Source organism: Nocardiopsis moroccensis, from assembly GCF_055763695.1.
On sequence record NZ_CP199747.1, the window covers coordinates 3781336 to 3804382 of the forward strand.

Sequence of the window (23047 nt, forward strand, 5' to 3'; positions counted from 1 at the left end):
AGGTGTGCTCACGTTCTTCCCTTCGGATTCTGGTGGGCCGCCCGTGCGGGGGCGACCGGAAAGTCAATCAGAACTGCGGCGGTCGGGCTGCGCCGTGGGCGTCCGTAGCGGGCGAAGGGCGGCGGATCGGGCGCGGCGGGTCACCCGAGGGCTCCGGTCGAGGCGTCGGCGTGCGTGGGGTCCTCGCTGTCGCCGTCGGTACCGGATCCGTGGTCGGGGCCCAGGGCGAGGAGCCTGGTACCGCGTCGGTTCCACTCCGTCGGGCGCCAGCCGCGCCGCAGCAGCCCGGTGCGGGCCAGCTCCGGGGTGATCGAGGTGACGAAGACGTACTGCCGGCTCCCCGTCTCACGGTCGAAGAAGCCCCGCTCCCCCGCTCCGGACGGTTCCCGGCCGTCCGGCACCGCGGTGTCCGGGGTGCCCACGGCGTCGGCCCCGGAGCACTCGGCGGCGCAGACCAGGTCGGCCAGCCGGTGTCTGCCGACCGGGCCGGTCCACAGGTGCGCCCACGGCGAGGTGGCGCGTTCGGCGAGGGACGCCCAGTGGGCCGGGGCGGGCCCGCCGGCGCCCGCCGGGGCCACGTCCCGGGTGAGTTCCTCCGGGGTGTCGGGGGCGGTGGAGCGGACCGTGTGCACCCTCACGCCCTCGGCGCGCAGGCGCTGGACGCCGGACATCCGGGCGGCGGTGTCGGGTACGACCAGTTCGGCGGGGCGCAGCCGGGAGCCCAGGAGGTCCTCGGCGAGGCGGTCCGCCTCGGCCGCCGAGGCCGGGTCGGCCAGGACCGCGACGCCGCGGCCGCTCAGCGGGAGTTCGGTCCCGGGGGTGCCCGACCCGAAGACCAGGCCGTCCAGGAGCGCGGCCAGCCGGACCGGCGCCGCCTCGTCGAGGAAGACCTGCCGGAGCATGGCGCGCACCTCGCGGGGGGTGGGACCGTCCGCGCGCAGGCGGGGCACGGTGACCGCCAGGTCCTCGGCCTCGGGCACGGGGACGGCCGGGTGCGGGATCACCCGGGTGCCGCAGGCCCAGGCGCGTCGGCGCAGGCGCAGGTCGCCGTGGCCGGTCTCCGGGATGACGGCGACGTTGGCGGCGCGCAGCGCGTCGGGCAGCTCCGGGGAGTCGGCGTCGACCACGCCCACGCCCAGGTCGAGGAGGACGTCGGGGACCGGCAGGTCCGGGGCGGTGCGGACGAAGACGGCCTCGGGGCCGGAGACGAGTTCGGCCGCGACCGGGTTGAACAGGTGCAGCGGCACCCCGGCGTCGCCCTTGTGCACGCGGTCGAAACCGAGCCGGCGCAGGGCGGGCGGTGCGGGCGCGTCGTCGAGCAGGACCGTGGGGATGCCGCGCGCCGCCGCGGACTCCAGCACCCAGTGCAGGGCCCTGGTCCGGTCGACCGCCGCGGGGTCCCCCACGTGCGCCCAGGGGGACCCGGGCGCGGCCGCGGAGGCGGACACCAGGAGCAGATCGACGTCCACCCCGTCCATGACGATCTGGGCGTCGTGCGGACGCAGGGGCACCGAGCGCAGGTAGGGGTCCACGGCCGCCTGGACGGCCGGCCCGAGGACGGTGGCGACGACCAGCAGGTCCTCGCGTCCCCCGCTGAGCCCGGTGAGGAGGCGGGCCTCCTGGCGTTCGGCGTCGAAGGAGCGGACGGGTTCGACCCGGCGGCGCGCGGCGTGGTTGGTGCTGCCGCTGCGGCGCCAGAGCCGGTAGAGGTCGCGCGGGAGCTTGACCAGGGAGCGGCCGGGGCGTTTGGCGGCCGCGGTGAGCGCACGGCCCACCTGGAGCGAGGTGGACCCCTCGACCGCGGCGAGGCGGGCCTGCGCCTCCTGGAGCTGGGCCTCGCGTTCGGCCAGGGCTTGCCGAAGCTGTTCGGTCTGGCTCTGTTCACGCCGTTTCACGGTCTGCCACCTTGTGCTCGGGTCGAAAGACCCCGGGTCGGGGCCCCGGGCTGTCCGTCTGTCGTGAGGGGGCGGGTGCCGCCCCGGGGAGGGGGTTCATGGGGTCACCTGGTCCACTGGGCGAGGACGGTGGCGATGCGCTCCCCCGACCGGCCGTCCCACAGCGGCGGCACGTCACCGATCCGTTCGGCGGTCCGTCCGTCCAGGGCCTTGCGCAGGGCCGGCAGGAGGTCGGCCTCGGTGACCAGCTGGTTGGTGCCGTGGGTGATGGTGATCGGGCGTTCGGTGTTGGGGCGCAGGGTCAGGCAGGGGACGCCGAGGACGGTGGTCTCCTCCTGGACGCCGCCGGAGTCGGTGACCACGGCCGCGGCGCCTCGGGTGAGCGCGACGAAGTCGAGGTAGCCGAGCGGTTCGAGCAGGTGCACGCGCGGGTGGTCGCCGAGCCCGGCCCGGTCGAAGGCCGCCTTCCCCCGCGGGTGCACGGGCATGACGACGTCGGTGAGGCCGGCGATCTCGTGCAGGCGCTCGGTGAGCCGGGCGACGTTGGCGGGGTCGTCGACGTTGGCGGGCCGGTGCAGGGTGGCCGCCACATAGCGTTCGGGCAGGTCGAGGCGGGCGCGCAGGGCGTCGACGTCGAAGCGGTCGAGGTTGCCCAGGAGCGTGTCGATCATCGGGTTGCCGACGAGGTGGACGCGGTTCGGGGACACCCCCTCCGCTGCCAGGTGGCCGACCGCCTCCGGGCTGGTCGCGAAGCACAGGTCGCTGAGCTGATCGGTGACCCGGCGGTTGACCTCCTCCGGCATGGTGTTGTCGAAGGAGCGCAGGCCCGCCTCGACGTGCGCGACGGGGATGCCGAGCTTGGCGGCGACCAGGGCGGCGGCCAGGGTGGAGTTGACGTCGCCGTAGACCACGACCATGCCGGGGGTGGTCCGGGTGAACTCCTTCTCCAGGCCGACCATGAGGGCGGCGGTCTGGGCGGCGTGCGAACCCGAGCCGACGCCGAGGTCGACGTCGGGGGTGGGCAGGCCGAGGTCGCGGAAGAAGACGGCCGACATGCGGTCGTCGTAGTGCTGGCCGGTGTGCAGGACCGTCTGGTGCGCGCCCCGGCCGCGCAGGGCCGAAACCACCGGCGCGGCCTTCACGAAGTTGGGGCGGGCCCCGACCACGTGCACGATCCCGGTGTCCTGACTGCCAAGAGGGGCACTCGTTGTCACGGCTGCTTCCTTCTTCTTCCGGTGGGGGTGTCTGCTGTTCTGGTGCGGGTCCCGGGCGGACCGGTGACCGCGGCGGCTCGGCGGGCCGGGCGGCGCGGAGGCCGGTCGGGGAGTTCTTTGCCCCAGCCGTTCCGCCGGGGTCGCCGTGTTGTCACCATCCGGCCACGTCCACGTGGTTGTGTGACTGACCGTGCATGACTCCCAGACTTTTGAACCCCGCGTTCCGCGTCCGCGTGCCCGATGGCCGAGGGCGGTGACGTTCACCGCGTCCCTGGCCTGGCACCATCTGCGTTCCGAGCCCGCTCGGCTGCCCCTGTTGGCGCCCCGGCTGATGCCCGGCCCCGTACGGACCACGGCACGCGCCGTGGCGTCCCGATCGGGTGCCCTGCCGCGCGCCTACGCCCTGTGGGACCAGGGGCGACGCCAGGAGGCACGCGAGGTGCTGCTGTCCACCGCCCGGGGCTCCTCGCCCCGCCGGGTGGGGCGCCTGGTCGCGGCCGCCCTCGCCGCCGGGGACGCGGACACCGCGCGTGAACTGGTCGAACGAATCCCGCCCGGACCGCACCGGACCACGGCGCAGTACCGGACGGCGCTGGCCACGGGGCGCGCCGTCCCCGCCTCCCCGTCCGATTCGCCTGACCTTCACGGGATCACGTTAACCCGCGGTGCGCCAACGCGGCCTGACGACACGGTGAACGCTCAGCGACCGGCGGTGGCGGGATCGGGACAGCGGTGTACGGGCCCTGACCCGAAGCGGCCGGGGGCGGGCGTCCGGGTCCTGCATCTGGTCACCAACGCGTTGCCACACACCAACGCCGGTTACACCCAGCGCACGCACCGCATCGCCCTCGCGCAGCGGGAGGCCGGGATGGACGTGCACGTGGCCACCAGGGCCGGATACCCGCTGACCAAGGGCGTGCTGGATCCGCGCACGCTGGTGCGGGTGGACGGGGTCCCCTACCACCGCCTCCTCCCCTGGACCGCGCCCGCCGACCACACCGAGGAGCTCGACTCGGGGCTGCGGCTGGCCTCGGAACTGGTGGAGGCGGTACGTCCGGACGTGCTGCACGCGGCGAGCAACCACCACAACGCGCGGCTGGCCCTGGAACTGGGGCGCAGGTACGGGCTGCCCGTGGTCTACGAGGTCCGCGGCTTCCTGGAGGAGTCCTGGCTGTCCCGGGACCCCTCCCGCGGGGTCGACGACGCCTTCTACCGGGCCGAACGCGCCAGCGAGACGGAGTGCATGCTCGCCGCCGACCTGGTGGTGACCCTCGGCGAGGCGATGCGTGCCGACATCGAGGCCCGCGGGGTGCCCGCGGAGCGGATGCTGGTCGTCCCCAACGCCGTGGACGCCTCCTTCCTGGAACCGCTGCCGTCGGGTGGGGCGGTCCGCGAGGGTCTGGGGATCGGCCGGGAGGAGTTCGTGGTGGGCACCACCACAAGCTGTTTCGGCTACGAGGGGCTGGACGTGCTCCTGGACGCGGTGGCGCTGCTGCGGGAGCGGGGCGAGCCCGCCCACGCCCTGATCGTCGGGGACGGGCCCGAGCTCGCCGCGCTGCGCGGGCGGGCGGAGCGACTCGGGCTGTCCGGGGCGGCGCACTTCCCGGGGCGGGTCCCGGCCGATCGGGTCCGGCACCACCACGCCGCCCTGGACGTGTTCGCGGTGCCCAGGCTCGACGAACGGGTGTGTCGGCTGGTGACCCCTCTGAAACCGGTGGAGGCTATGGCGGGAGGGCTGCCCGTCGTCGCGAGTGACCTACCCGCTCTGCGAGAGATCGTGGAACCTGGAGTGACCGGAGAGTTAATTCCGGCGGGCGAATCGGCACGTCTAGCTGATGTGCTCACAAAACTCGCCTACAGTCATGAAAAGCGGACGTCCTACGGCCGAGCAGGCCGCAAACGCGTCGGTGCAAACCGCACGTGGACCGAGGCCGTATACCGCTATAACCAGGCGTATCGGGTTCTCATCGGGAAAGTGTCCGGACCAGGACAGATCCCGTAACCAAGGGCAATGCCTGTCTACACTCGGATCTCCAGAACTCCGAATGGCAGTCCTCGATATATGCGCCCGTTCACGAAACGAATGCGAGTGTGACCACGAAGTGGATGCCGCAGCCTCCAACCCAGCCACTGTCCCCGAGCAGCGTTCCGGTTCGGCCGGCGACCTCGTCGTCCTCGGCCTCGGCTACGTCGGTCTGCCCCTGGCAGCCGAAGCCGTGTCAGCCGGGCTGAAGGTGACCGGTTTCGACGTCAGCGCCCGTGTGGTCGACGGCCTCAACAAGGCCGAGTCACACATCGACGACCTGTCGCCGGAAGACGTGAACACGATGCTGGACAAGGGGTTCAGCGCGACCACGGACCCGGCGTGCCTGGCGACGGCGCGCACCATCGTCATCTGTGTCCCCACCCCGCTCTCACCCGAGGGCGGCCCGGATCTGGGGGCGGTCACCTCCGCCTCCAAGGCCGTCGCCGCGCACATGTCCCCCGGGACCCTGGTGATCCTGGAGTCCACCACCTACCCGGGCACCACCGAGGAGGTCGTACGGCCCCTGTTGGAGGAGTCCGGCCTGGTCGCCGGATCCGACTTCCGGCTGGCCTTCTCCCCCGAGCGGATCGACCCGGGCAACCAGACCTTCGGCGTGGCCAACACGCCCAAGGTGGTCGGCGGGCTCACCGAGGAGTGCGGGGAGGCGGCCGCCGCCTTCTACGAGAACTTCGTGAACACCGTGGTCCGGACCCGGGGCACCCGCGAGGCCGAGATGGCCAAGCTGCTGGAGAACACCTACCGGCACGTCAACATCGCCCTGGTCAACGAGATGGCCGTCTTCTGCCAGGAGCTGGGCGTCGACCTGTGGGACTCGATCTCCGCGGCGGCCACCAAGCCGTTCGGCTTCCAGGCGTTCTACCCGGGCCCGGGCGTGGGCGGACACTGCATCCCGATCGACCCGAACTACCTCTCCTACAAGGTCAAGACCCTCGGCTACCCGTTCCGGTTCGTCGAGTTGGCCCAGGAGATCAACGGACGGATGCCGTCCTACGTGACCCAGCGCGCCCAGGAGCTGCTCAACGACTCCGGGCTCGCGCTCTCCCGGTCCAAGGTCCTGCTGCTCGGCGTGACCTACAAGGCCGACATCGCCGACCAGCGTGAGTCGCCCGCCCGCCCGGTGGCCCGCAAGCTCGCCGCCAAGGGCGCCACGCTCACCTACCACGACCCGCACGTGGAGTCCTGGGAGGTGGACGGGGTTGACGTGCCGCGCTCCACCGACCTGGAGCAGGCCCTGGCCGAGGCCGACCTGACCGTTCTGCTGACCGACCACAGCGAGTACCGGCCCAAGCTGCTCAACGAGTACGCGCGGCTGCTCCTGGACACCCGGGGCGTCCTTCGCCGCCCCGACCCGGACGAGGCCGCCGAGATCCCGGCGCAGTTCCGGCGCCGCGTCGACCGGGAGGGCGTCCAGGTCCTGTAGGGGCCGCAGGGGCCCGCACGAGGCACGTCGACCCGGACGCCAGACGGCGTTCGGCGGCGTGCCTCGGCGCGTTCACCGTCCGCCCACCGAAGGTTCACCGGAACCACCCCGCTTGTCCACTCGGCTTTCCTCAGTGTGTTTCCGCAGGTGAATACCGTGTCGTACAGCTGATCCCGCACCTTCACAGCGGATCATCGAACACGGACCAGTCGGACCAAAACGGTGACACACGTAGGTGATCTCGATGCACGCGCTTGTGGCCACGATTGTGCACCACCCCGAGGACGCACGAATCCTGCACCGCCAGATCCGGGCCCTGGTGGACGCCGGACACACGGTGACGTACGTGGCGCCCTTCCGGGAGTGCGGGGTGACCCCCTGGGACCAGGTGCGTTCGGTGGACGTCCCCCGTGCCTCCGGCCGTGACCGGCTCTCCTCGATCCGGGCGGCCCGGACCGTTCTGGCCCGGTTGGCGCCCGAGGCCGACCTCCTGCTCTTCCACGACCCCGAACTGCTGCTGGCCCTGCCCGCCAAGAGACCGGTGACGGTGTGGGACGTGCACGAGGACACCCCGGCGGCCCTGCGCACCAAGCCCTGGGTCCCGCAGCCGCTGCGCCGACCGCTCGGCGGTGTGGTGCGCGGTTTCGAGCGGTACGCCGAGCGGCGGATGCACCTGCTGCTGGCCGAGGAGGGCTACCGGCCCCGGTTCCGGCTCGACCACCCGGTGGTGCCCAACACCACCGACGTGCCCGAGGCGCCGCTCCGCGCGCCCGGCGAGGACCGGGTCGTCTACCTGGGGCACCTGTCCAGGGCCCGGGGCGCCCACGACATGATCGAGATGGGGCGCCGGCTGCGTGACCACGGGGTGCGCCTGGAGGTGATCGGCGGCGCCGACCACGGGATCCGGCAGCTGCTGCGCGACGCCCACCAGGAGAACGCTCTGCACTGGTACGGCTTCGTGCCCAACGACCGCGCCCTGCGCATCGCGGCCGGCGCCCTGGCCGGGATCAGCCTGCTGCACGACACCGACAACTACCGGCACTCCCTGCCCACCAAGGTCGTGGAGTACATGGCCCACGGGCTTCCGGTGGTCACCACCCCCAACCCGATGGCCGAGGCCCTGGTGACCAAGCGCCCGGAGGGCCCCGCCGGGACCGTGGTGCCGTTCGAGGACCCGGAGGCGGCAGCGCGGGCCGTGCTGGAGCTGCGCCGGGACGAGGAGACCCGGCACGAGTACGCTCGCACCGGCCACCGGATCGCACAGCGCTCCTTCCACTGGCCGGTACAGGCACGACTGTTCGTGAAGCGGCTGGAGGAGTGGGTCTGTGAAGCCAACGCCCCGGCCCCGGCGATTCCCCGGCCCCGTGCGCCCCGGCAGAGCGGACGCCCGCGCACGGCGTTCAGCGAATAGGCCGCTCGCCTGGCACTCGTGGGTGAATGAGCTCACATATCGTTCTGTGGTGAAATATCTTCCTAGTCAACTAGGTTGTGCTGCGTGCCGTCCCCGGACGGCACCACCACCCACGAGCACGGCCGAGGTTTCGACATGACTGACACACTGGTCCTGAACAAGGACGCACAGGACCTGCTGTTCCGTAGCGCCCGCACCGCCAACACCTTCACCGACGAGCCGGTGACCGAGGAACAGCTGCGCACGATCTACGACCTGGTCAAGTACGGCCCCACGGCCATGAACAACCAGCCCCTGCGCGTCACCGCGGTCCGCTCCCCCGAGGCTCGCGAGCGACTCGTGAAGCACATGGCGGGCAACAACGCCCCCAAGACCTCGACCGCTCCGCTCACACTCGTCCTGTCCGCTGACAGCGCCTTCCACGAGCACTTCCCGAAGACCTTCCCGGTCATGCCGGAGGCCCGGGAGAACTTCTCCGGCATGCCGGTCGAGGCCCGCGAGTCCATGGCCCTGCAGAACGCGCTCCTCCAGGTCGCCTACCTGATCGTCGGCGTTCGCGCCGCCGGTCTGGCCGCGGGCCCGATGACCGGCTTCGACGCCGAGGGCGTCCGCAAGGAGTTCTTCGGCGAGGACTCCACCCAGACCCCCCTGGTGGTCATGAACATCGGCAAGCCCGGCCCCGACGCCTGGTTCGACCGCCTGCCGCGGCTGGACTACGAAGAGGCCGTCACCGAGCTCTGATCCCGAACAGCCGTGAAGGGGGCGGACGCCGTGCGGCGCCCGCCCCCTTTTCACCGCTGCGGGTACTCGGGACCCTGCGGGCCGGACCCCGGCCCGGACTGCTGACCGTGGGGCGACTGTCCCCGGTTCCGGGGAGGATTCGGCTTCTTCCGTGCCGACACGACGACGAGCGTCACCACCAGGGCGATGACGGCGACGACGAGAAGCAGGAATCCGATGACGAGGGGGCTGACGACAGCCAAGTCCGCCTCCTTTGGGTCGCGGGTGTGCTCAGATGACCGGGGGGCGTCCGGCCCTGGTCATCCGCCAGGCGGTGCGCCAGCTGATCGGGGTGCGTCGGCCCGCGTCCTCGCGCCAGCCCTCCCGGAAACCGGAGAACCACGACTTCAGCGCGGTCCGGTCGCGTTCGCGCAGCACGGTCAGCCCCACCCAGGTGCCCAGGTAGGCGAAGGCCAGCGGCCACGGCAGGTTGCGCCGGGCCAGCCACACCCTGTTGCGGGCGTTGAGCCGGTAGAAGTTCTCGTGCCGGGTCGGCGCGACGGCCGGGTGGTACATCACGGCGTCGGCGTCGTACTCGATGGTGTACCCGGCGTCCATGATCCGCCAGGCCAGGTCGGTCTCCTCGTGGGCGTAGAAGAACTCGCCCGGAAGCCCGCCGCCCTCGTCGAAGGCGGTGCGGCGGATGGCGCAGGCCCCGCCCAGGAACGTGGTGACCGCACTCGACCGGCGCGAATCGCCCACTCGCAGCCGGGGCACGTGGCGGCGCTGGTCCGGCCCGCCGTCAGGGTCGGCGATGCGGAACGACAGTGCGCCGAGACCGGGGTCCGCGGCGAAGCGTTCGCGCACGTGGCGGGCGAGGTCCATGGAGCGGTACCAGCCGTCGTCGTCCAGGAACAGGATGACGTCACCCTGCGTCGCCCGCACACCCTCGTTGCGCCCCTCGGGGATGCCCACGTTCTCCGGCAGGCGCACCGTGGTGACGCCCTCGGGGAGCTTGGGCAGGTCGGCCCCGTTACCGACGACGACGACCTCGACGTCGGCCTCCTCCTGCTCGAACACGCTGGTGATCGCACGCCTGAGCTCGGCCGGGCGGTTGCCCATGGTGAGCAGGACACAGGACAGGGTGGGCTTACCGGTACCGGGCACCTGGGAGCTGCTCCGTTCGGCTCTGGGCGCTCGGAGGTCCCCCGTCGTGGACGTGCCGGAGCCTTGCGAGGGCGGAATCACGGGTGTGGCCATGGTTGCGACCGTTCAGTGGACGACGTGCGGCTGACAGGTGGACACATGTCAACGTTCGCAGAAACAGACTAACGAAAGGATAAAAGCGAAGTGTACGGAGCCGTGGACGGGGTATCGTCCACGGCTCCACAAGTGACGCCGTAACGTCACCGCCGCGTTACTCCAGGCGGCGGGAGGCGAGCACGCTCACGAAGTGCGCGAAGCTCATCAGCACCGCGACGGCGGCGCAGGCCACGACCAGGATCCGGGTGGCCGCCGGCTCCCCGAGGAAGAGGTCGGCCACGGCCGCCACCACCACGATCAGGGAGAGTTCGACCGCCTGGATGAGGCGGTGCACCTTGAGCATCGAGGCCAGGCGGCGGGCCAGGCTCAGCCCCGAGGACTTCGGCTTCATGGCCTCCTCGGAGATCCCCTCCGGCAGACCGGCCTTGGCCCGGGCCACCACCACGTTGTCGGTCTCGGCCTTGATCAGCACGACACCGAGCGCGGCGGCCATGCCCAGGACGACCCAGCCGCCCGGCTCGAACCCGCCCTGGGCGCGGATGCCCAGGCCGACCAGCAGGGCGACCTCGGAGACGTAGTGGCCGATGCGGTCCAGGTAGATACCGGCCACACTGGTGCGGCCCGTGTACCGGGCCACCTCGCCGTCGGAACAGTCCAGCAGAAGGTAGATCTGCACGAACACGGCGGCGAGGACCGCCGACCACAGGCCACCGAAGGCCACGATCACCCCGGCGAGCACGCCGAACACCATCATCAGGTAGGTGATGGGGTTCGGCGGTACGCGCAGGCGCACGAAGAGGGTCGTCAGGTACGGGGAGATGTCCCGCATGTAGAGACGGCCCGCCCAGTGCTCCTCGTTGACGCGCTCCTTGATCCCCGCGGGCTGACCGCCCGCGCGGACCTCAGCGACCGACGGCTTCGACATAGTCCGCAACACTCCGCCCGATCTCGTCCTCGGAGAGGTTCAGGTGTTCAAGGATGGTGAACCGGCCCGGGCGGGTGCCCGGGGCGTGGGCCACCGCACGCGCGAACGAAGCCTCGTCGAGACCGACGTCGGAGGGCACGATGGGCAGGTTGTGGCGGAGCAGGCAGTTCCGGATCTCCTCCAGTCGCGACTGCGGCCAGTCCAGGTGCTCGACCCGCAGGTAGGACGCGTACAGCGCGCCCAACCCGGCGAGCTCACCGTGGTTGCTCGTGCCCGGGTAGAGCTGGGTGATCGCGTGCAGGATCTCGTGGCAGGCCCCGCTGGCCGGACGGCTGGAACCGGCGACCGACATGGCCATGCCGGACAGCACCAGGCCTTCAGCCAGGACCTTGAGGAACCCTTCGGATTCGATCGAGTCCGGGCGGTGCAGGACCGCCTCGGCCGAGATGCGGGCGAAGGTGACCGCCATGCCGTCGACCGGCTCGCCGTTCTCGCGCCCCGCGAGCTCCCAGTCCTCGATGGCCGAGATGTTGCTGACCACGTCACCGATGCCGGACCGGACCAGGTGCGCGGGGGCCGCCCGGACGTAGTCGACGTCGATGACCACCGCGATGGGCATGGTGACCCCGATCGACGGCTTGCCGCCCTCGTGCTCCAGGGAGCTGACGGGGGAGGCGATGCCGTCGTGGGCCAGGTTCGTGGCCACGGCCACCATCGGGATACCCGCCATCGTCGCGGCGAACTTGGTGACGTCGATGGTCTTGCCGCCGCCGATGCCGGCCACGGCCTCGTAGGCGCCCGAACGCAGCTTCTTGCCCAGTTCGGTCGCCGCGTCGACGGTGCCCTCCTCGACCTGGAAGACCTCGCTCTGGGGCAGGTCCAGGTCGGCGGCGATCTGTGCGCCCTGGCCCGGGCCCACCGCGACGGCGATGCGTCCCTCGGTGGCGATGCGGCGGTCGGCCAGCACCGTTCCGAGCGAGGCGATGGCTCCCCGGCGCACGTCGATCGCCAGGGGGGAGGGGAGCATTCGGGCTAGTAGCGGCACGCGATCTCCCTTGCCTTGGCCAGGTCGTCGTGGTCGTCGACCTCGACCCAGTCCACCTTGCCGATGGGGGCGACGGAGATCTTCTCACCGCGACGGACGAGCTCCTGGTAACCGTCCTCGTAGTAGAGCTGCGGGTCCCGCTCCCAGGTGGCCTTCAGCGCATCGGCCAGGCGCGGGGCGAGCGAGCCCTCGATGAGGGTGGCGCCGATGTACTCCCCCGCGGCAGTGGCGGGGTCCATCAGCTTGGTGATGGTGCTGAGGTGACCGTCCTCGTCGAGGGTCACCTTCATCTCCTCGTCAGCGAGGTTTTTCACGTTGTCCACCGCGAGGAGCAGTTCCGGTCCCCTGGCGGCGAGTAGCGTTTCCTCGACGCTCACCGGATGCACGGTGTCGCCGTTGACGAGGAGGACGCCCTCGGAGAAGAACTCACGTGCGGTCCACAGGGAGTAGGCGTTGTTCCACTCCTCGGCCTTGTCGTTGTAGCTGAGGGTGAGCTTGACGCCGTGACGCTCCTCCAGTGCCTGCTTGCGCTCCTCCACGGCTTCGGCACGGTAACCGACCACCACGACGACGTCGGTGAGCCCGGCGGCGGCCAGGTTGCGCAGCGAGATGTCCATGATGGTCGTCTCACCGTCGACTGGCACCAGGGCCTTGGGCAGGGTGTCGGTGTAGGGACGCAGACGGCGCCCGGCGCCTGCGGCGAGAACCATTCCGAGCATGAGGGCGTGTTCCTCCTTAGGTCGAGGAGGCTTTCACGCCTCCCCGTTCGTTCCGGCGGCCGGTCGGCCCCCGTCTCCCTGGCGGGTGGTCGGGTGGTCCCCCAGAACGGCACCGCCACTCGGCGTGGCCGCGCTGACGTGCACATCGGTCACCGGTGTCGCGCTCCAGGTGCGCCCGGCCTCGCGAACGAGCAGGACCGCCAGGTATCCGGCGAGTATGCCGTAGGCGGGGGTGAGGGCGGAAAACGCGCCCCCGACCGAGATGACGAGCATCCGTCCGTCCCAGCCGAGCGCGGCCCGCCGCACCCACACCGGTCGGCTCACACCGACAGCGGGGCGTGCGACGTCGTCGCGATGGTGGCAACCGACCGTCATCAAGAGTACGAACACCAGCGGACCGGGAACGCCGGACGCGAGCCCGACGACCGCCAGGTAGCTGTACTCGGTGACGCGCAGGACCGGGGGTACCAGCCAGTCGTACCGCCCGTCGTGAGGGTGGCCCGAGGCCAGACCGGACAGTAGCAGGGCAGCGACCGGTGCGAACAGGGTAATGCCTGTCAGCCCTCCCCCGCCCGCCGCGAGGAGCACCAGCACGACGACGGCTCCCGCGACCACGGTGAGCAGCGGCGGGGCCATCCCCGGGGCGATTCTGCCGAGCAGCATTCCGATGTGACTGTCATCACGAAGAAAGCGCAGGTCGGGGAGGACGGGTTCGAGCCGTTCCCGCGTGTGCCCGGGGTCCCGCTCCGGCTCCGCGGAGCTCATCGCCGCGTCCCTCGCGAGGAAGGGTCGACGAGCTCTCCGGTGATCGCCACGGCGCAGCCGACGATGAGGCTGAGGAAGGCGAGCCGGGCGTCCCCGACCGTCGCGGCGACGGCGATCACGAGGAACCGGGTCGGCTGGCCGAAGAGCAGCACCCGACGGGCCAGGACCGGCAGGGGGAGGGTGCTCGACGAGGGACGGATGCGCCCCGGATCCGCGGCGCCCTCCGCCGCGGTGCCGTCGCGCGCCGCCCCGGAGTCCCCCCGGGCCTGCGAGGGGTCCGCCGCCCCCGCCCGGGGCGCGGGCACCCGGACGCCCTCAGACCGACGCTGTGCGGGCAGCACGAGGGGCTCGGCCCCCGCAGGCGCCGGCGGGGCCGAGCGGGCCACCAGGAGCGAGTCACGCAGGGCCAGGGCGATCAACGCCCCGGCCGCCCACCCCCAGGCGCCGGTGGATCCGCCGACTGCCGCGCCCAAGGCGAGCCCGACGTAGACCACGTACTCCCGGAGCTGAGCCGCCACGGACACGGTCCAGAGGGTGAGTGCGTCCCTGCGGTTGGCCCGCATCCGGTCCCGGACCGCGTCGCAGCACAGGACCAGTCCGAGGAGGGCCGACCCCGCGAGGGCGCCGACGAGGTCGGTCCGACCGAACCAGACCGCCGCCGCGACCGCCACCAGGACACTGATGCGGGTCACCCCCGTCCTGGTGACACGCCTGCGCTCCAACATCCGCGCGGTCGCCCGCGCCACCGTGCCCGTCATATGCCCGTGCCCTCCCAGTTTCAACTGGGAGTCACCGTCACCCACGCTCTGTGTGCAATCAACCACTGACACGCACATGGCCGCGGACATCCCGTTCCGGTACCGCTGAGGGCGTTCCGGACAGCCCCGGACACGAAAGAGCGCACCTCCGGAACCTCCGGGATGCGCTCTCTCCAGGTCTGTGCGGGCGCCTCAGGCGGCCTGGCCGCCGTCCTTGCCCCCGGTCCCGTCGGGATCCTCCGGGTCCGCGGCCCGCTCCTCGGCCTTCTTCTCCGCGGCCTCGGCGCGCTTCTTCTTGGCCTCGTCCTTCTTCTTGCGCTCCTCGATCTCCGCCTTGGTGTCCTCGTTGTAGGCGGCCAGAGCGGAGTCGATGTCGGTGTCCAGGGCCAGCGAACCGCCCTTGACGTACAGGCCCCGGTTGCAGAAGCGGCGCAGGTCCTTCTCGTTGTGCGAGACCAGGACCATCGTGCGCTCGTTGGCCAGCATCCGGTCGATGGCCTCGTAGCACTTGCGCTTGAAGGCCTTGTCCCCCACCGCCAGCACCTCGTCGACCAGCATGATCGGGTGTTCCAGCTGGGAGATGAGCGCGAATCCCAGCCGTACCTTCATACCGCTGGAGTAGTGCCGTACCGGGGTGTCGATGAACTTCGGCTTGATCTCGGCGAAGTCGACGATCTCGTCGAAGCGCTCGTCGATCTCCTTCTCGGTCATGCCGTGCAGTGAACCGACCAGGTACACGTTCTCGCGGCCGGTCAGGTTGTCGTTGAACCCGGCCCGCAGCTCCAGGAGCGGCGCGACCTTGCCGTGCACGCTGACCTTGCCCTCGTCCGGGATGAGCACCCCGGCGATCATCTTGAGCAGGGTGGACTTGCCGGTGCCGTTCTTGCCGACGATGCCGACGCAGTCGCCCTTGGCGATGTCGAAGGACACGTCGCGCAGCGGCCAGAACTCGTTGCCCTCGGCGTTGGGGTCGCGTTTGGTGCCGTGGATGAACATCTCACGGAGGCTGCGCTTGCGCCGGCGGTTCACGGCGAACTTCACACCGAGGCCGCGGGCCTCGATGACCGGACCGCTGGTGACCGCGGCCTCGTAGGTGGACGCCATCACAACTCCTTCAGAACGGACATCTCCAGACGGCGGAACGTCCAGTATCCGATAACGAGCATCAGGATCGAACCGACCACCGCAGAGGTCAACGCGAGAGGACTGGGTGTTAGTTCCTCGAAGCCGGGGAACCACACGGTGCGGTGCATCTGGAAGATACCCATCAGCGGGTTGAGCTCGTAGACCGTCTTCACCCAGCCGGGGGCACTGGAGTCGAGCACCATGACGGCCGGGAACAGGATCGCCGAGCCGTAGAACAGGATCCGGGTCAGGATACGCGTCAGGCGCTCCACGTCGCGGAGCAACACGTTCACCGAGGCCAGGAACAGGGTGACCCCCAGGCCGAACGCGAAGGTCAGCACGATCGCCGACGGCAGCCAGAGGAGCATGCCCTCCCAGCTGAACCGGCCGCCCAGGGCGAACACGAAGATCAGCAGGACCGGCCAGGTGAGCAGGTACTCGATGAACTTGGTGCCGACGGTGGCCATCGGGAAGATCTCGCGGGGGACCTTCATGGTGGTGATCAGCTTCGAGTGCGTGATCATCGCGCGCGGAGCCTCGCTGAGGATCGCACCGAAGGTGGTCCAGGGCAGGATGCCCGCGACGAGGAAGAGGATGTAGCCGCCGTAGGCGTCGGCTCCCTCGGGTATGCCGCGGTTGGCCTGGAGAACGACGCCGAAGATGAAGTAGTACACCAACGTCAGTGCGAGGGGTTCCAACATCGTCCAGGCGTAACCCAGCACGGACTGCTGGTACTTGACCTTCAGGTCGCGCCGGACCAGGAGGCCGACGACCTTCCGGTGCTCCCAGACGGCCAGCGTCCTTGACGCCACCGCCACCTCCAAGGTTTGAGATCGTCCGGTTCACGGTGTGCCGGACAGTCGCGTCTGTGAACTCGCCTGCGCGCACCGGCCGTCCACATGAAAACGCGGTCGCAGCCTCACCGGACCGGCACGGGGGGTGTGTCCGGGCGACCGGGGGATGTCACCAACCACGCCCAGCTCCACGACCGAATCAGAGGAGGTATGGACCAGGCACGCCCAACAGGCGTCCATAGGTTACCGCTGCAACGGACAGACCGTGTCAACCACCTGCCGCTCACCCCGGATCCGTACCGTCCTCGGCCCCACCCGCCTACGTCGGCCAGGGTCGGCGTCCTCGCACCGCTCCCGCCCGGAGAGTCGCCCATCGCCCGAGCCCAGGGGATGCCCCCTCCCGCTCACCCCGCCCCAGGGAGAGCACCCTCCCACTCACCTCCGCCCCAGGAGGAGCCTCTTCCTGCTTACCTTCACCCCAGGGGGTGTTCTTTCGTTCGGGCGCGGGAGTGTTCTGCAAGACGAGTCAAGCCGCCGGCGAGGAACGAGCCAGGCGTAGACGAGGATGAAGAACGCTCCCCTGAGGCGCCCGAACACGGTCCGAAGCGCCAGCGGAGGACCCAAGCAAACACAAACACGGTCCGAAGCGAAGCGGAGGACCAAAACAAACACGGAGGAAAAATGTCCGCAGGTCCGCGGGTGATCGCGGCGGTTCTGGCCGGAGGGGTCGGTGCCAGGATGGGCGCCCCCGCCCCCAAGCAGTTGTTGCCGCTGGACGGGCGGCCCATCATCGAGCACTCGATCGCGGCCTTCGAGGCCAGCCCCGAGGTGGACGAGATCGTCGTGCTGATGGTGGGCGAGTACGTGGGCCGGGTCGAGGAGATCGTCGCCGACGCCGGGTTCGCCAAGGTCTCGGCGGTCCTGCCCGGCGGGGCGACCAGAACGGAGACCTCCTACGCGGCGCTGTCCGCGACGGCTTCGGCCGCCGACTCCGACCTGGTCCTGCTGCACGACGCCGCGCGGCCGCTGGTCCGCCCGGCGACGGTCGCCGCGTGCGTGCGCGCCCTGGGGGAGGCCGGGGCCGTGGGGGTGGCGGTGCCCAGCGCCGACACCGTGGTCCGGGTGGCCCCCGCCAGGAGCGGCGGCGAGGCGATCGCGGCGACCCCGGACCGCTCCCGGCTGCGCAGGATGCAGACACCGCAGGGGTTCCGGCTGGGTGTGGTCCGGCGCGCCTACGAACTGGCGATGGCCGACCCCGAACTGGTGGCCACCGACGACTGCGGGGTGGTACTGCGCTACCTGCCCGAGGAGGAGGTTCGGATCGTGCCGGGTGAGGAGAGCAACATCAAGGTGACCAACCCGGGTGACGTGGAGGTCGCCGAGACCCTGCTGCGCCGGATGCGCGCGCACGCGGCCGTGGAGGCGCCCTCGGAAGCTGGGAGAACAGTGTGAGCGGGGTCTTCGGGGCGGCCGAGGTGATCGGCCACCGGGGCGCGGGCCGGGGCGTGGTCGACGGCGCCCGGGAGAACACCCCCGCCTCGTTCGAGCTGGCCGCGCGGGCCGGTGCCGACTGGATCGAGATCGACGTGCGGCGCACCGCCGACGACCGGCTGGTGCTCTTCCACAACGCGGCGCTGGACGACGGTCGCGCGGTCGTGGACCTGACCGAGGCGCAGTGCCGGGAGGCGGGGCTGACCGGTCTGGAGGAGGGGTTGGCCGCGATCCCGGCCGAGGTGGGCCTGGACGTGGACGTCAAGACGGTGATGGAGGACGGGGTGGACGCCCCGGCGCGGCGGACCCTCGCGCTCGTCCTGCCGTTCCTGCGCCGGGAGGCGAAACGTCGCCGACTGTTCGTCTGCTCCTTCGATCCCGGCCTTCTCCTGGGGGTGCGCGAGGGCGCGCCGGGGGTGGCGACGGCGTGGATGCCGTACGTGCGCAACCCCGCGGATTCGGCGGTCCCCGGCGCGGTGGGCATGGGCTGCCCGATCGTGGCGGTGGACGCCCGGGCGCTGGGTCTGGACGGGGAGGCGGCCCGGCCGGGCCGGCGCAGCCTGGAGTACACGGTGGAGACGGCGCACCGGTCCGGGCTGGAGATCATCTCCTGGTGTCCGGCCCCGGCGGACGCGGCCCGGTTCGCCGGGGCGGGGATGGACGCGGTGGTGGTGGACGACGTGCCCGGGACGGTGGCGGCTCTGCAGGGGGCCGGAACCACCGGTGCGGCCGGGTGATCCCGGCCGCGCCGCTCAGATCCGGTCGAGGAGTTCGGCTTTCTTGGTGCTGAACTCCTCGTCGGTGAGCAGGCCCTTGGCGTGGAGGTCGCCGAGCCGTTCGATCTGCTCGAAGATCCAGGTGGTGTCGGCGGACTGTGACGGGCCCCCGCCGTCTCCTGCCCCGTCGCCTCCGGCGTCCGGGTCTGTGTCACCGGGGAGGTCCGTGGCGGGGCGGGGACCGCGTACGGCCTCCAGCGCGGTGCGGGCCGCGTTCTTCCACCACTCCGGTTCGTCGAAGCCGGGCCTGGCGCCGTCCCGGGCGGTCTCGTCGGGTCCGAGTGCGGCGCGGGTGGCCGCGTCCAGGGCCCAGCGGTGCGCGGTGACGGTGGCGGCGAGCAGGAAGGCCTGGTGGCTCTCGTTGCCACCATCACCCGCCCGCAGCACGTTGAGGTCGTTCTTGGGTTTGGCCGCGTCCGCGGTCCCTTCGGCGATGATCCGCACGAAACCCCACCCCCAGTCGTCGAGGGGCGCCCACTCCACTCCGGTGATGTCGGCGAAGTCGTACTCGCGCCGCTGTTTCTTCTTCTTGTAGCCGCTCGCGTGGGCTCCCGCCCAGACCAGGGTCAGCCGGTCGGGTTCCAGCCGGGCGGTGCCCTCACAGGTCCGGATGTGCAGGGGCAGCGCGGGGACGAGACGGGTGGGGGTGGCCGGGTCCGGTTCCGCGGCCCGTCCGGCGGCGAAGCGGAGCTGGTCGGCGAGGTACTCGGCGACCAGCTCGGTCCTGGCGGGACCGGTCAGCCGGAAGGGCTGGGCCTTGTCGTCGAGGGCGGCACCGACGGCGGCGTAGGGGTCCATGCGCTCGTGCAGACGCAGGTTCATGATCCAGCCGTTCCTGCGCCCGGCACCGGGACGGAATTCCACGTCCTGGACCGCACAGACGGGGACGTCCACCCTTTCGAGGAGTTTGAGCAGCGGACTCCTGAACCAGCCCTTGGTCTCGTACCTGATGGCGATCGACTGACTGTCGAACACCCAGGACGCCTGGTCTCCGCGCAACTCGTCCATGACACCCTCTCCGGTTCTGCCTTCACCGACCTGCCTAGCAGAACGTCCGCCCCCGATCGAGGGCGGACGTCGTCCGGATACGGCCGTTACGGGGCCGGGGCGGATCAGGCCCGGGTGGACTGGGCGGAGCGCGAGTCCGCGCCGAGCCCGGGCGGGCTGGTGATGAAGCCGACGCCCCACGACATGTGCATGGTGGCGAGCGCGGCCGGGATCAGCGGCCACGAGGAGACGGGCAGGCCGCGGGTGAGCGGGACCGAAGCGGCCGTGATCAGGGCCAGGTAGGCCGCGGGCACCAGCCACAGCGGCCAGAGGAACACCCCTCCGACCAGGCCCGCGACGATTCCGGCCACGGCCACGGGCGGGGCCAGGTAGCGCAGGTTGATGGTGCCCTTGTGCTGGCGGGCGACCACGCGCCGCCAGCGGCCGTAGTGGAAGTACTGCTTGGCGAGCAGGCGCATGTTGCGGCGCGGACGGTAGGAGACCCGCATCCGGGGCTGGAACCACACGGTGCCGCCGGTGGTGCGGATGCGGTGGTTCATCTCCCAGTCCTGCGCCCGCAGGAAGGCCTCGTCGTAGCCACCGACCCGGTCCAGGGCCGATCGGCGGAAGACGCCGAGGTAGACGGTGTCGGCGGGACCGCCCTCGCCGCCGGTGTGGAAGCGGGCGTTGCCCACGCCGACCTTGGAGGTCATGGCCGCGGCGACGGCTTTCTCCCAGGGGGTGGTGCCCTCCGCGGCCATGATGCCGCCGACGTTGTCGGCTCCGGTCTCGTCGAGGGTCTCGACCGCCACCCGGAGGTAGTCGGAGGGCATCATCGCGTGGCCGTCGATGCGAGCGATGATGTCGTGTGAGCAGGCTCCGATGGCGGCGTTCAGCGCTGCGGGGGTCCTGCCGGTGGGGTTGTCCACCACCTTGACCCGGGGGTCGGCCGCGGCGAGGCCGTCGGCGACCTCGCGGGTGCGGTCCGAGGAAGGGCCGACACCCAGAACGACTTCGAGCTCGCCCGGGTACTCCTGGGCGAGGACGTGCTCCACCGCTGCGGCGAGGTGGCGCTCTTCGTTCAGTACGGGCATGACGACGGAGACAGGCGGCCAGGACACGGGCACTTCCCAAGGTCAAGACGTGTCGGGACTGCGCGGGCCACGGGGGCTCCGCGCGCGCTCAACGGTACTGCACGCGCACCCACCGCTCATCCGTGTCGCCCGGGTGTGCGGATGTGCCGGGTGGGGAAGGGTTTTCGAGACGTTTGGGTCCTGGTGAACGCTTCCGGTGCCGGTTGCGTCACACCCAAAGGGGAGAACAACACGCCGATGGTTGACATCCCGCGCCCTTCGGCCGATCGGGTGACAACCTAGGTACCGAGGACACCGTTGAACGGGTGGGACGGGGATGCCGATGAGCGACGACGACGCCGGACGGCACGGGCCAACGGGCGAGTTCCGGCGCAAGCGCTCACAGCCCCTGCCCCCCGGCGGGCGGCGCTCCACCCGGTCCGGCAGGGTCACCGTGCCCGACGCGCGGATCCGCCGCCACCGCAACGGCCTGCTCCTGATGGGTGTGCTCTCGGTGCTGGTCCTGCTCGCCTCGGGCACCTCGTGGGCGATCACCGGGTGGATGTCGGGTTCCCTCAACCGGTTCGACGTGTTCGGCGACATGGCCGACGGCGACCGCCCCGAGGAGACCGGCGGCCTGACCTTCCTCGTGATCGGCTCCGACAGCCGGGACGAAATGAGCAGGGAGGACAAGAACGCGCTGAGCGTGGGGTCCACCCCGGGGCAGCGTTCGGACACCATCATGCTGGTGCGCCTCAACCACGAACGCGACCACCTCACCGTGGTGGGCATCCCCCGTGACCTGTGGGTGGACGTCCCCGGCGAGGGTGAGGACAAGATCAACGCCGCCTACGCCTACGGCGGACCCCAGCTCGCGGTCCGGACGGTGGAGTCGGTCACCGACGTGCGGATCGACCACTACGTGGAGGTGGACTTCAGCGGCTTCGTGGACGTGGTGGACTCCCTGGACGGCATCGACGTGTGCCTGCCCGAGGCGATCGAGGACCCCAAGGCGCACCTGGACATGGCGGCCGGGACACACCGGGTGGACGGGACCGAGGCGCTGGCCTTCGCCCGTACCCGGGCCACCCCCCGCGGCGACCTGGACCGGATCGACCGGCAGCAGCAGGTGCTGTCGGCGATGCTGGACCGGGCGATGAGCACCGAGACGCTCTCCGACCCGGTCAAACTGACCGCCTTCCTGGACAGCGCCCTGTCCTCGGTGACCGTGGACGAAGGACTGGACACCAGCACCATCAACGACCTCGCCTACCAGATGCGCGAGCTCGACCTGAGGGACGTCACCTTCGCCCAGGTGCCCATCGCCGACATGGAGCACTGGACGCCGCGCGGCGACGTCGCCCTGCTGTGGGACGAGCCCGCCGCACGGGAGATGTTCGCGGCGGTCAACGCGGACCGACCGCTGGTCGAACCGGAGCCCGGGGAGGACGCCGGAGCGGAGGAGGAACCGGTTCCGGGCGACATCAGTCTCCGGGTGTTCAACGGCACCGCCGCCCCCGGTCTGGGCGCCCGGCTGGACGGACAGCTCGGCGGGGCCGGGTTCGACGTCACGGACAGCGCGGAGAACTGGAGCCGCCATGACGTGGCGCGCACCGAGGTCAGGTACGGTCCGGGCGAGGAGCGCGCCGCCGAGTACGTCGCCGGGACGCTCCCGGGGTCGGAGACCGTGGAGGATGGCACCCTGGACGGTGACCTCCAGGTCGTGATCGGATTCAACCACACGAGGTTCGAGGCCCCCGAGGTCGAGGAGACCGAGCCGGAGGAGGAGCCCTCCGAGGGCGGCGCGCCGGCCACCACGACCGCGAGGGACAACGTCTGCGGGTGATCCCCGCCAAGGAAGGGGACGCGTGCTCCGCCACCTGGTCGGTCTGCTCGCCGGTATCGCCCTGGCCCCGGTGCTGTGGGTCGGTGCCGCCTGGGCGGCCGACCTCTTCCCGAAAATCACCCAGGGTGATGTAAGCGTGACGACGGTGTTGTCCGTGGTGGTTCTGTGCCTGTTGGGGTTTGTCGGCGCCTACCTGGTGGGGTCGAGGCTCTCGCCCTTGGTCGCGGGCGCGTCCGGGGCCCTGCTGGCGGCGCTGTGCCTGTGGCCGGTGTTCTCCCCGGAGTCGATGGGCGCCGCCCTGTACTGGCTCAACAACGAGAGCTTCCTCTACCCGAGCGGCGCGGGGCTCGGAGTGGCCCTGCCCCTGGGCGTGCTGCTGCTGGGCTCCGCGGTGCTGCCGAACCGCTGGCGGGCCGCCTCACAGGACTTCGGCCCGCCCGGCTCCCCGCCCCGGGAGCGCGTGGTCGCGAGCACCAGCCGTGAACGGCACCCCGACGAGGAGGAACAGGACCTCCCCGCCGCCGTCCCGCCCTGGAACGACGGCGGCCCGGTGGGCGACACGGTTCCGGACGTGCCGCCGCCCACCTCGCCCGTGCGCGAGTATGACGATCCGAACAAGACCACGACGCCGTTTCGCCGCGGGGAGTCCGGCGCCGCGTGGACCCCGCTGGACGAGAACTCGGGGCGGACACGCCCCTTCGATGACGGCGGACTCTGAGACGGCACTCGCCGTGTGGGTGCCGGCACTCCTCCCTCGGTGCGGACCGTCCCCC

21 protein-coding genes are annotated in these 23047 nt (G+C 71.2%); 8 read left to right on the forward strand and 13 right to left on the reverse strand.

Annotation, left to right across the window (positions count from 1 at the left end):
• Positions 1-140: 140 nt before the first annotated feature.
• Together ACUKCB_RS16780 and wecB are read right to left on the reverse strand one after the other, a co-directional pair.
• Positions 141-1895 (reverse strand): hypothetical protein, encoded by a 1755-nt coding sequence (locus ACUKCB_RS16780; protein WP_473036546.1) that lies wholly within the window; start codon positions 1893-1895, stop codon positions 141-143.
• 104 nt (positions 1896-1999) lie between these two features.
• Positions 2000-3109 (reverse strand): non-hydrolyzing UDP-N-acetylglucosamine 2-epimerase, encoded by a 1110-nt coding sequence (wecB, locus tag ACUKCB_RS16785; protein WP_473036547.1) that lies wholly within the window; start codon positions 3107-3109, stop codon positions 2000-2002.
• 253 nt (positions 3110-3362) lie between these two features.
• Between wecB and ACUKCB_RS16790 the strand changes: the two genes are divergently transcribed.
• The 4 genes from ACUKCB_RS16790 (at position 3363) to ACUKCB_RS16805 (ending at position 8728) form a co-directional block, all read left to right on the forward strand.
• Positions 3363-5111: a glycosyltransferase family 4 protein gene (locus ACUKCB_RS16790; protein WP_473036548.1), complete on the forward strand. Its 1749-nt coding sequence runs from the start codon at positions 3363-3365 to the stop codon at positions 5109-5111.
• Between the two features lie 100 nt (positions 5112-5211).
• Entirely contained in the window at positions 5212-6576 is a 1365-nt protein-coding gene (locus tag ACUKCB_RS16795; RefSeq protein ID WP_473036550.1) for a nucleotide sugar dehydrogenase, read from the forward strand.
• A 244-nt stretch (positions 6577-6820) separates the two neighbouring features.
• On the forward strand, positions 6821-7987 hold the full coding sequence (locus ACUKCB_RS16800; RefSeq protein ID WP_473036551.1) for a glycosyltransferase: 1167 nt from the start codon (positions 6821-6823) through the stop codon (positions 7985-7987).
• Positions 7988-8122: 135 nt separating this feature from the next.
• Entirely contained in the window at positions 8123-8728 is a 606-nt protein-coding gene (locus ACUKCB_RS16805) for a malonic semialdehyde reductase (protein WP_473036552.1), read from the forward strand.
• A gap of 50 nt (positions 8729-8778) precedes the next feature.
• On the opposite strand, the gene ACUKCB_RS16810 is transcribed toward ACUKCB_RS16805, so the two are convergent.
• From ACUKCB_RS16810 to ACUKCB_RS16850, 9 genes are all read right to left on the reverse strand, one after another.
• Positions 8779-8970, reverse strand: a complete 192-nt coding sequence (locus tag ACUKCB_RS16810; RefSeq protein WP_473036553.1) for a hypothetical protein — start codon at positions 8968-8970, stop codon at positions 8779-8781.
• A 28-nt stretch (positions 8971-8998) separates the two neighbouring features.
• Complete coding sequence (locus ACUKCB_RS16815) at positions 8999-9829, reverse strand: glycosyltransferase family 2 protein (protein ID WP_473041039.1); 831 nt, start codon at positions 9827-9829, stop codon at positions 8999-9001.
• Between the two features lie 295 nt (positions 9830-10124).
• Positions 10125-10895: a CDP-alcohol phosphatidyltransferase family protein gene (locus ACUKCB_RS16820; RefSeq protein WP_473036554.1), complete on the reverse strand. Its 771-nt coding sequence runs from the start codon at positions 10893-10895 to the stop codon at positions 10125-10127.
• Positions 10873-11922: an iron-containing alcohol dehydrogenase family protein gene (locus ACUKCB_RS16825; protein WP_473036555.1), complete on the reverse strand. Its 1050-nt coding sequence runs from the start codon at positions 11920-11922 to the stop codon at positions 10873-10875. The genes ACUKCB_RS16820 and ACUKCB_RS16825 overlap by 23 nt, the downstream gene beginning before the upstream one ends.
• A gap of 5 nt (positions 11923-11927) precedes the next feature.
• The gene (locus ACUKCB_RS16830; RefSeq protein WP_473036556.1) at positions 11928-12659 is read right to left on the reverse strand and encodes a phosphocholine cytidylyltransferase family protein; all 732 of its coding nucleotides are present in this window, start codon (positions 12657-12659) and stop codon (positions 11928-11930) included.
• Between the two features lie 33 nt (positions 12660-12692).
• Positions 12693-13424 carry a DUF5941 domain-containing protein gene (locus tag ACUKCB_RS16835; RefSeq protein WP_473036557.1) on the reverse strand — a complete coding sequence of 244 codons (732 nt, stop codon included), beginning with the start codon at positions 13422-13424 and terminating at the stop codon, positions 12693-12695.
• Entirely contained in the window at positions 13421-14182 is a 762-nt protein-coding gene (locus ACUKCB_RS16840; RefSeq protein WP_473036558.1) for a hypothetical protein, read from the reverse strand. The genes ACUKCB_RS16835 and ACUKCB_RS16840 overlap by 4 nt, the downstream gene beginning before the upstream one ends.
• A 192-nt stretch (positions 14183-14374) precedes the next feature.
• Positions 14375-15286, reverse strand: coding sequence for an ABC transporter ATP-binding protein (locus ACUKCB_RS16845; protein ID WP_473036559.1), 912 nt, complete (start codon positions 15284-15286; stop codon positions 14375-14377).
• Positions 15286-16131, reverse strand: a complete 846-nt coding sequence (locus ACUKCB_RS16850) for an ABC transporter permease (protein ID WP_473036560.1) — start codon at positions 16129-16131, stop codon at positions 15286-15288. Before ACUKCB_RS16850 ends, ACUKCB_RS16845 begins: the two co-directional genes overlap by 1 nt.
• A 651-nt stretch (positions 16132-16782) precedes the next feature.
• On the opposite strand from ACUKCB_RS16850, the gene ACUKCB_RS16855 reads away from it, so the two are divergent.
• Together ACUKCB_RS16855 and ACUKCB_RS16860 are read left to right on the forward strand one after the other, a co-directional pair.
• A complete protein-coding gene (locus ACUKCB_RS16855; RefSeq protein WP_473036562.1) occupies positions 16783-17553 on the forward strand; it encodes an IspD/TarI family cytidylyltransferase in 771 nt (256 codons plus the stop codon).
• Positions 17550-18329, forward strand: coding sequence for a glycerophosphodiester phosphodiesterase (locus tag ACUKCB_RS16860; RefSeq protein WP_473036564.1), 780 nt, complete (start codon positions 17550-17552; stop codon positions 18327-18329). The genes ACUKCB_RS16855 and ACUKCB_RS16860 overlap by 4 nt, the downstream gene beginning before the upstream one ends.
• Before the next feature lie 15 nt (positions 18330-18344).
• Here ACUKCB_RS16860 and ACUKCB_RS16865 read toward each other — a convergent pair whose 3' ends face one another.
• Positions 18345-19376, reverse strand: coding sequence for a DUF4429 domain-containing protein (locus ACUKCB_RS16865; protein WP_473036565.1), 1032 nt, complete (start codon positions 19374-19376; stop codon positions 18345-18347).
• Between the two features lie 104 nt (positions 19377-19480).
• A complete protein-coding gene (locus tag ACUKCB_RS16870; protein WP_473036566.1) occupies positions 19481-20476 on the reverse strand; it encodes a glycosyltransferase family 2 protein in 996 nt (331 codons plus the stop codon).
• 295 nt (positions 20477-20771) lie between these two features.
• Here ACUKCB_RS16870 and ACUKCB_RS16875 point away from each other — a divergent pair, with 295 nt between their 5' ends.
• Positions 20772-22274 carry an LCP family protein gene (locus tag ACUKCB_RS16875; protein WP_473036567.1) on the forward strand — a complete coding sequence of 501 codons (1503 nt, stop codon included), beginning with the start codon at positions 20772-20774 and terminating at the stop codon, positions 22272-22274.
• A 22-nt stretch (positions 22275-22296) separates the two neighbouring features.
• Positions 22297-22992, forward strand: a complete 696-nt coding sequence (locus ACUKCB_RS16880) for a YIP1 family protein (RefSeq protein ID WP_473036568.1) — start codon at positions 22297-22299, stop codon at positions 22990-22992.
• Positions 22993-23047 lie beyond the last annotated feature (55 nt).

Excerpts from the sequence above, each read along its gene's own strand:
- ACUKCB_RS16800 (WP_473036551.1), top strand. The coding sequence starts at position 6,821 with ATGCACGCGCTTGTGGCCACGATTGTGCACCACCCCGAGGACGCACGA.
- ACUKCB_RS16805 (WP_473036552.1), top strand. The coding sequence starts at position 8,123 with ATGACTGACACACTGGTCCTGAACAAGGACGCACAGGACCTGCTGTTC.
- ACUKCB_RS16815 (WP_473041039.1), bottom strand. The coding sequence starts at position 9,829 with ATGGGCAACCGCCCGGCCGAGCTCAGGCGTGCGATCACCAGCGTGTTC.
- ACUKCB_RS16820 (WP_473036554.1), bottom strand. The coding sequence starts at position 10,895 with ATGTCGAAGCCGTCGGTCGCTGAGGTCCGCGCGGGCGGTCAGCCCGCG.
- ACUKCB_RS16825 (WP_473036555.1), bottom strand. The coding sequence starts at position 11,922 with ATGCTCCCCTCCCCCCTGGCGATCGACGTGCGCCGGGGAGCCATCGCC.
- ACUKCB_RS16830 (WP_473036556.1), bottom strand. The coding sequence starts at position 12,659 with ATGCTCGGAATGGTTCTCGCCGCAGGCGCCGGGCGCCGTCTGCGTCCC.
- ACUKCB_RS16835 (WP_473036557.1), bottom strand. The coding sequence starts at position 13,424 with ATGAGCTCCGCGGAGCCGGAGCGGGACCCCGGGCACACGCGGGAACGG.
- ACUKCB_RS16840 (WP_473036558.1), bottom strand. The coding sequence starts at position 14,182 with ATGACGGGCACGGTGGCGCGGGCGACCGCGCGGATGTTGGAGCGCAGG.
- ACUKCB_RS16845 (WP_473036559.1), bottom strand. The coding sequence starts at position 15,286 with ATGGCGTCCACCTACGAGGCCGCGGTCACCAGCGGTCCGGTCATCGAG.
- ACUKCB_RS16855 (WP_473036562.1), top strand. The coding sequence starts at position 16,783 with ATGTCCGCAGGTCCGCGGGTGATCGCGGCGGTTCTGGCCGGAGGGGTC.
- ACUKCB_RS16865 (WP_473036565.1), bottom strand. The coding sequence starts at position 19,376 with ATGGACGAGTTGCGCGGAGACCAGGCGTCCTGGGTGTTCGACAGTCAG.
- ACUKCB_RS16875 (WP_473036567.1), top strand. The coding sequence starts at position 20,772 with ATGAGCGACGACGACGCCGGACGGCACGGGCCAACGGGCGAGTTCCGG.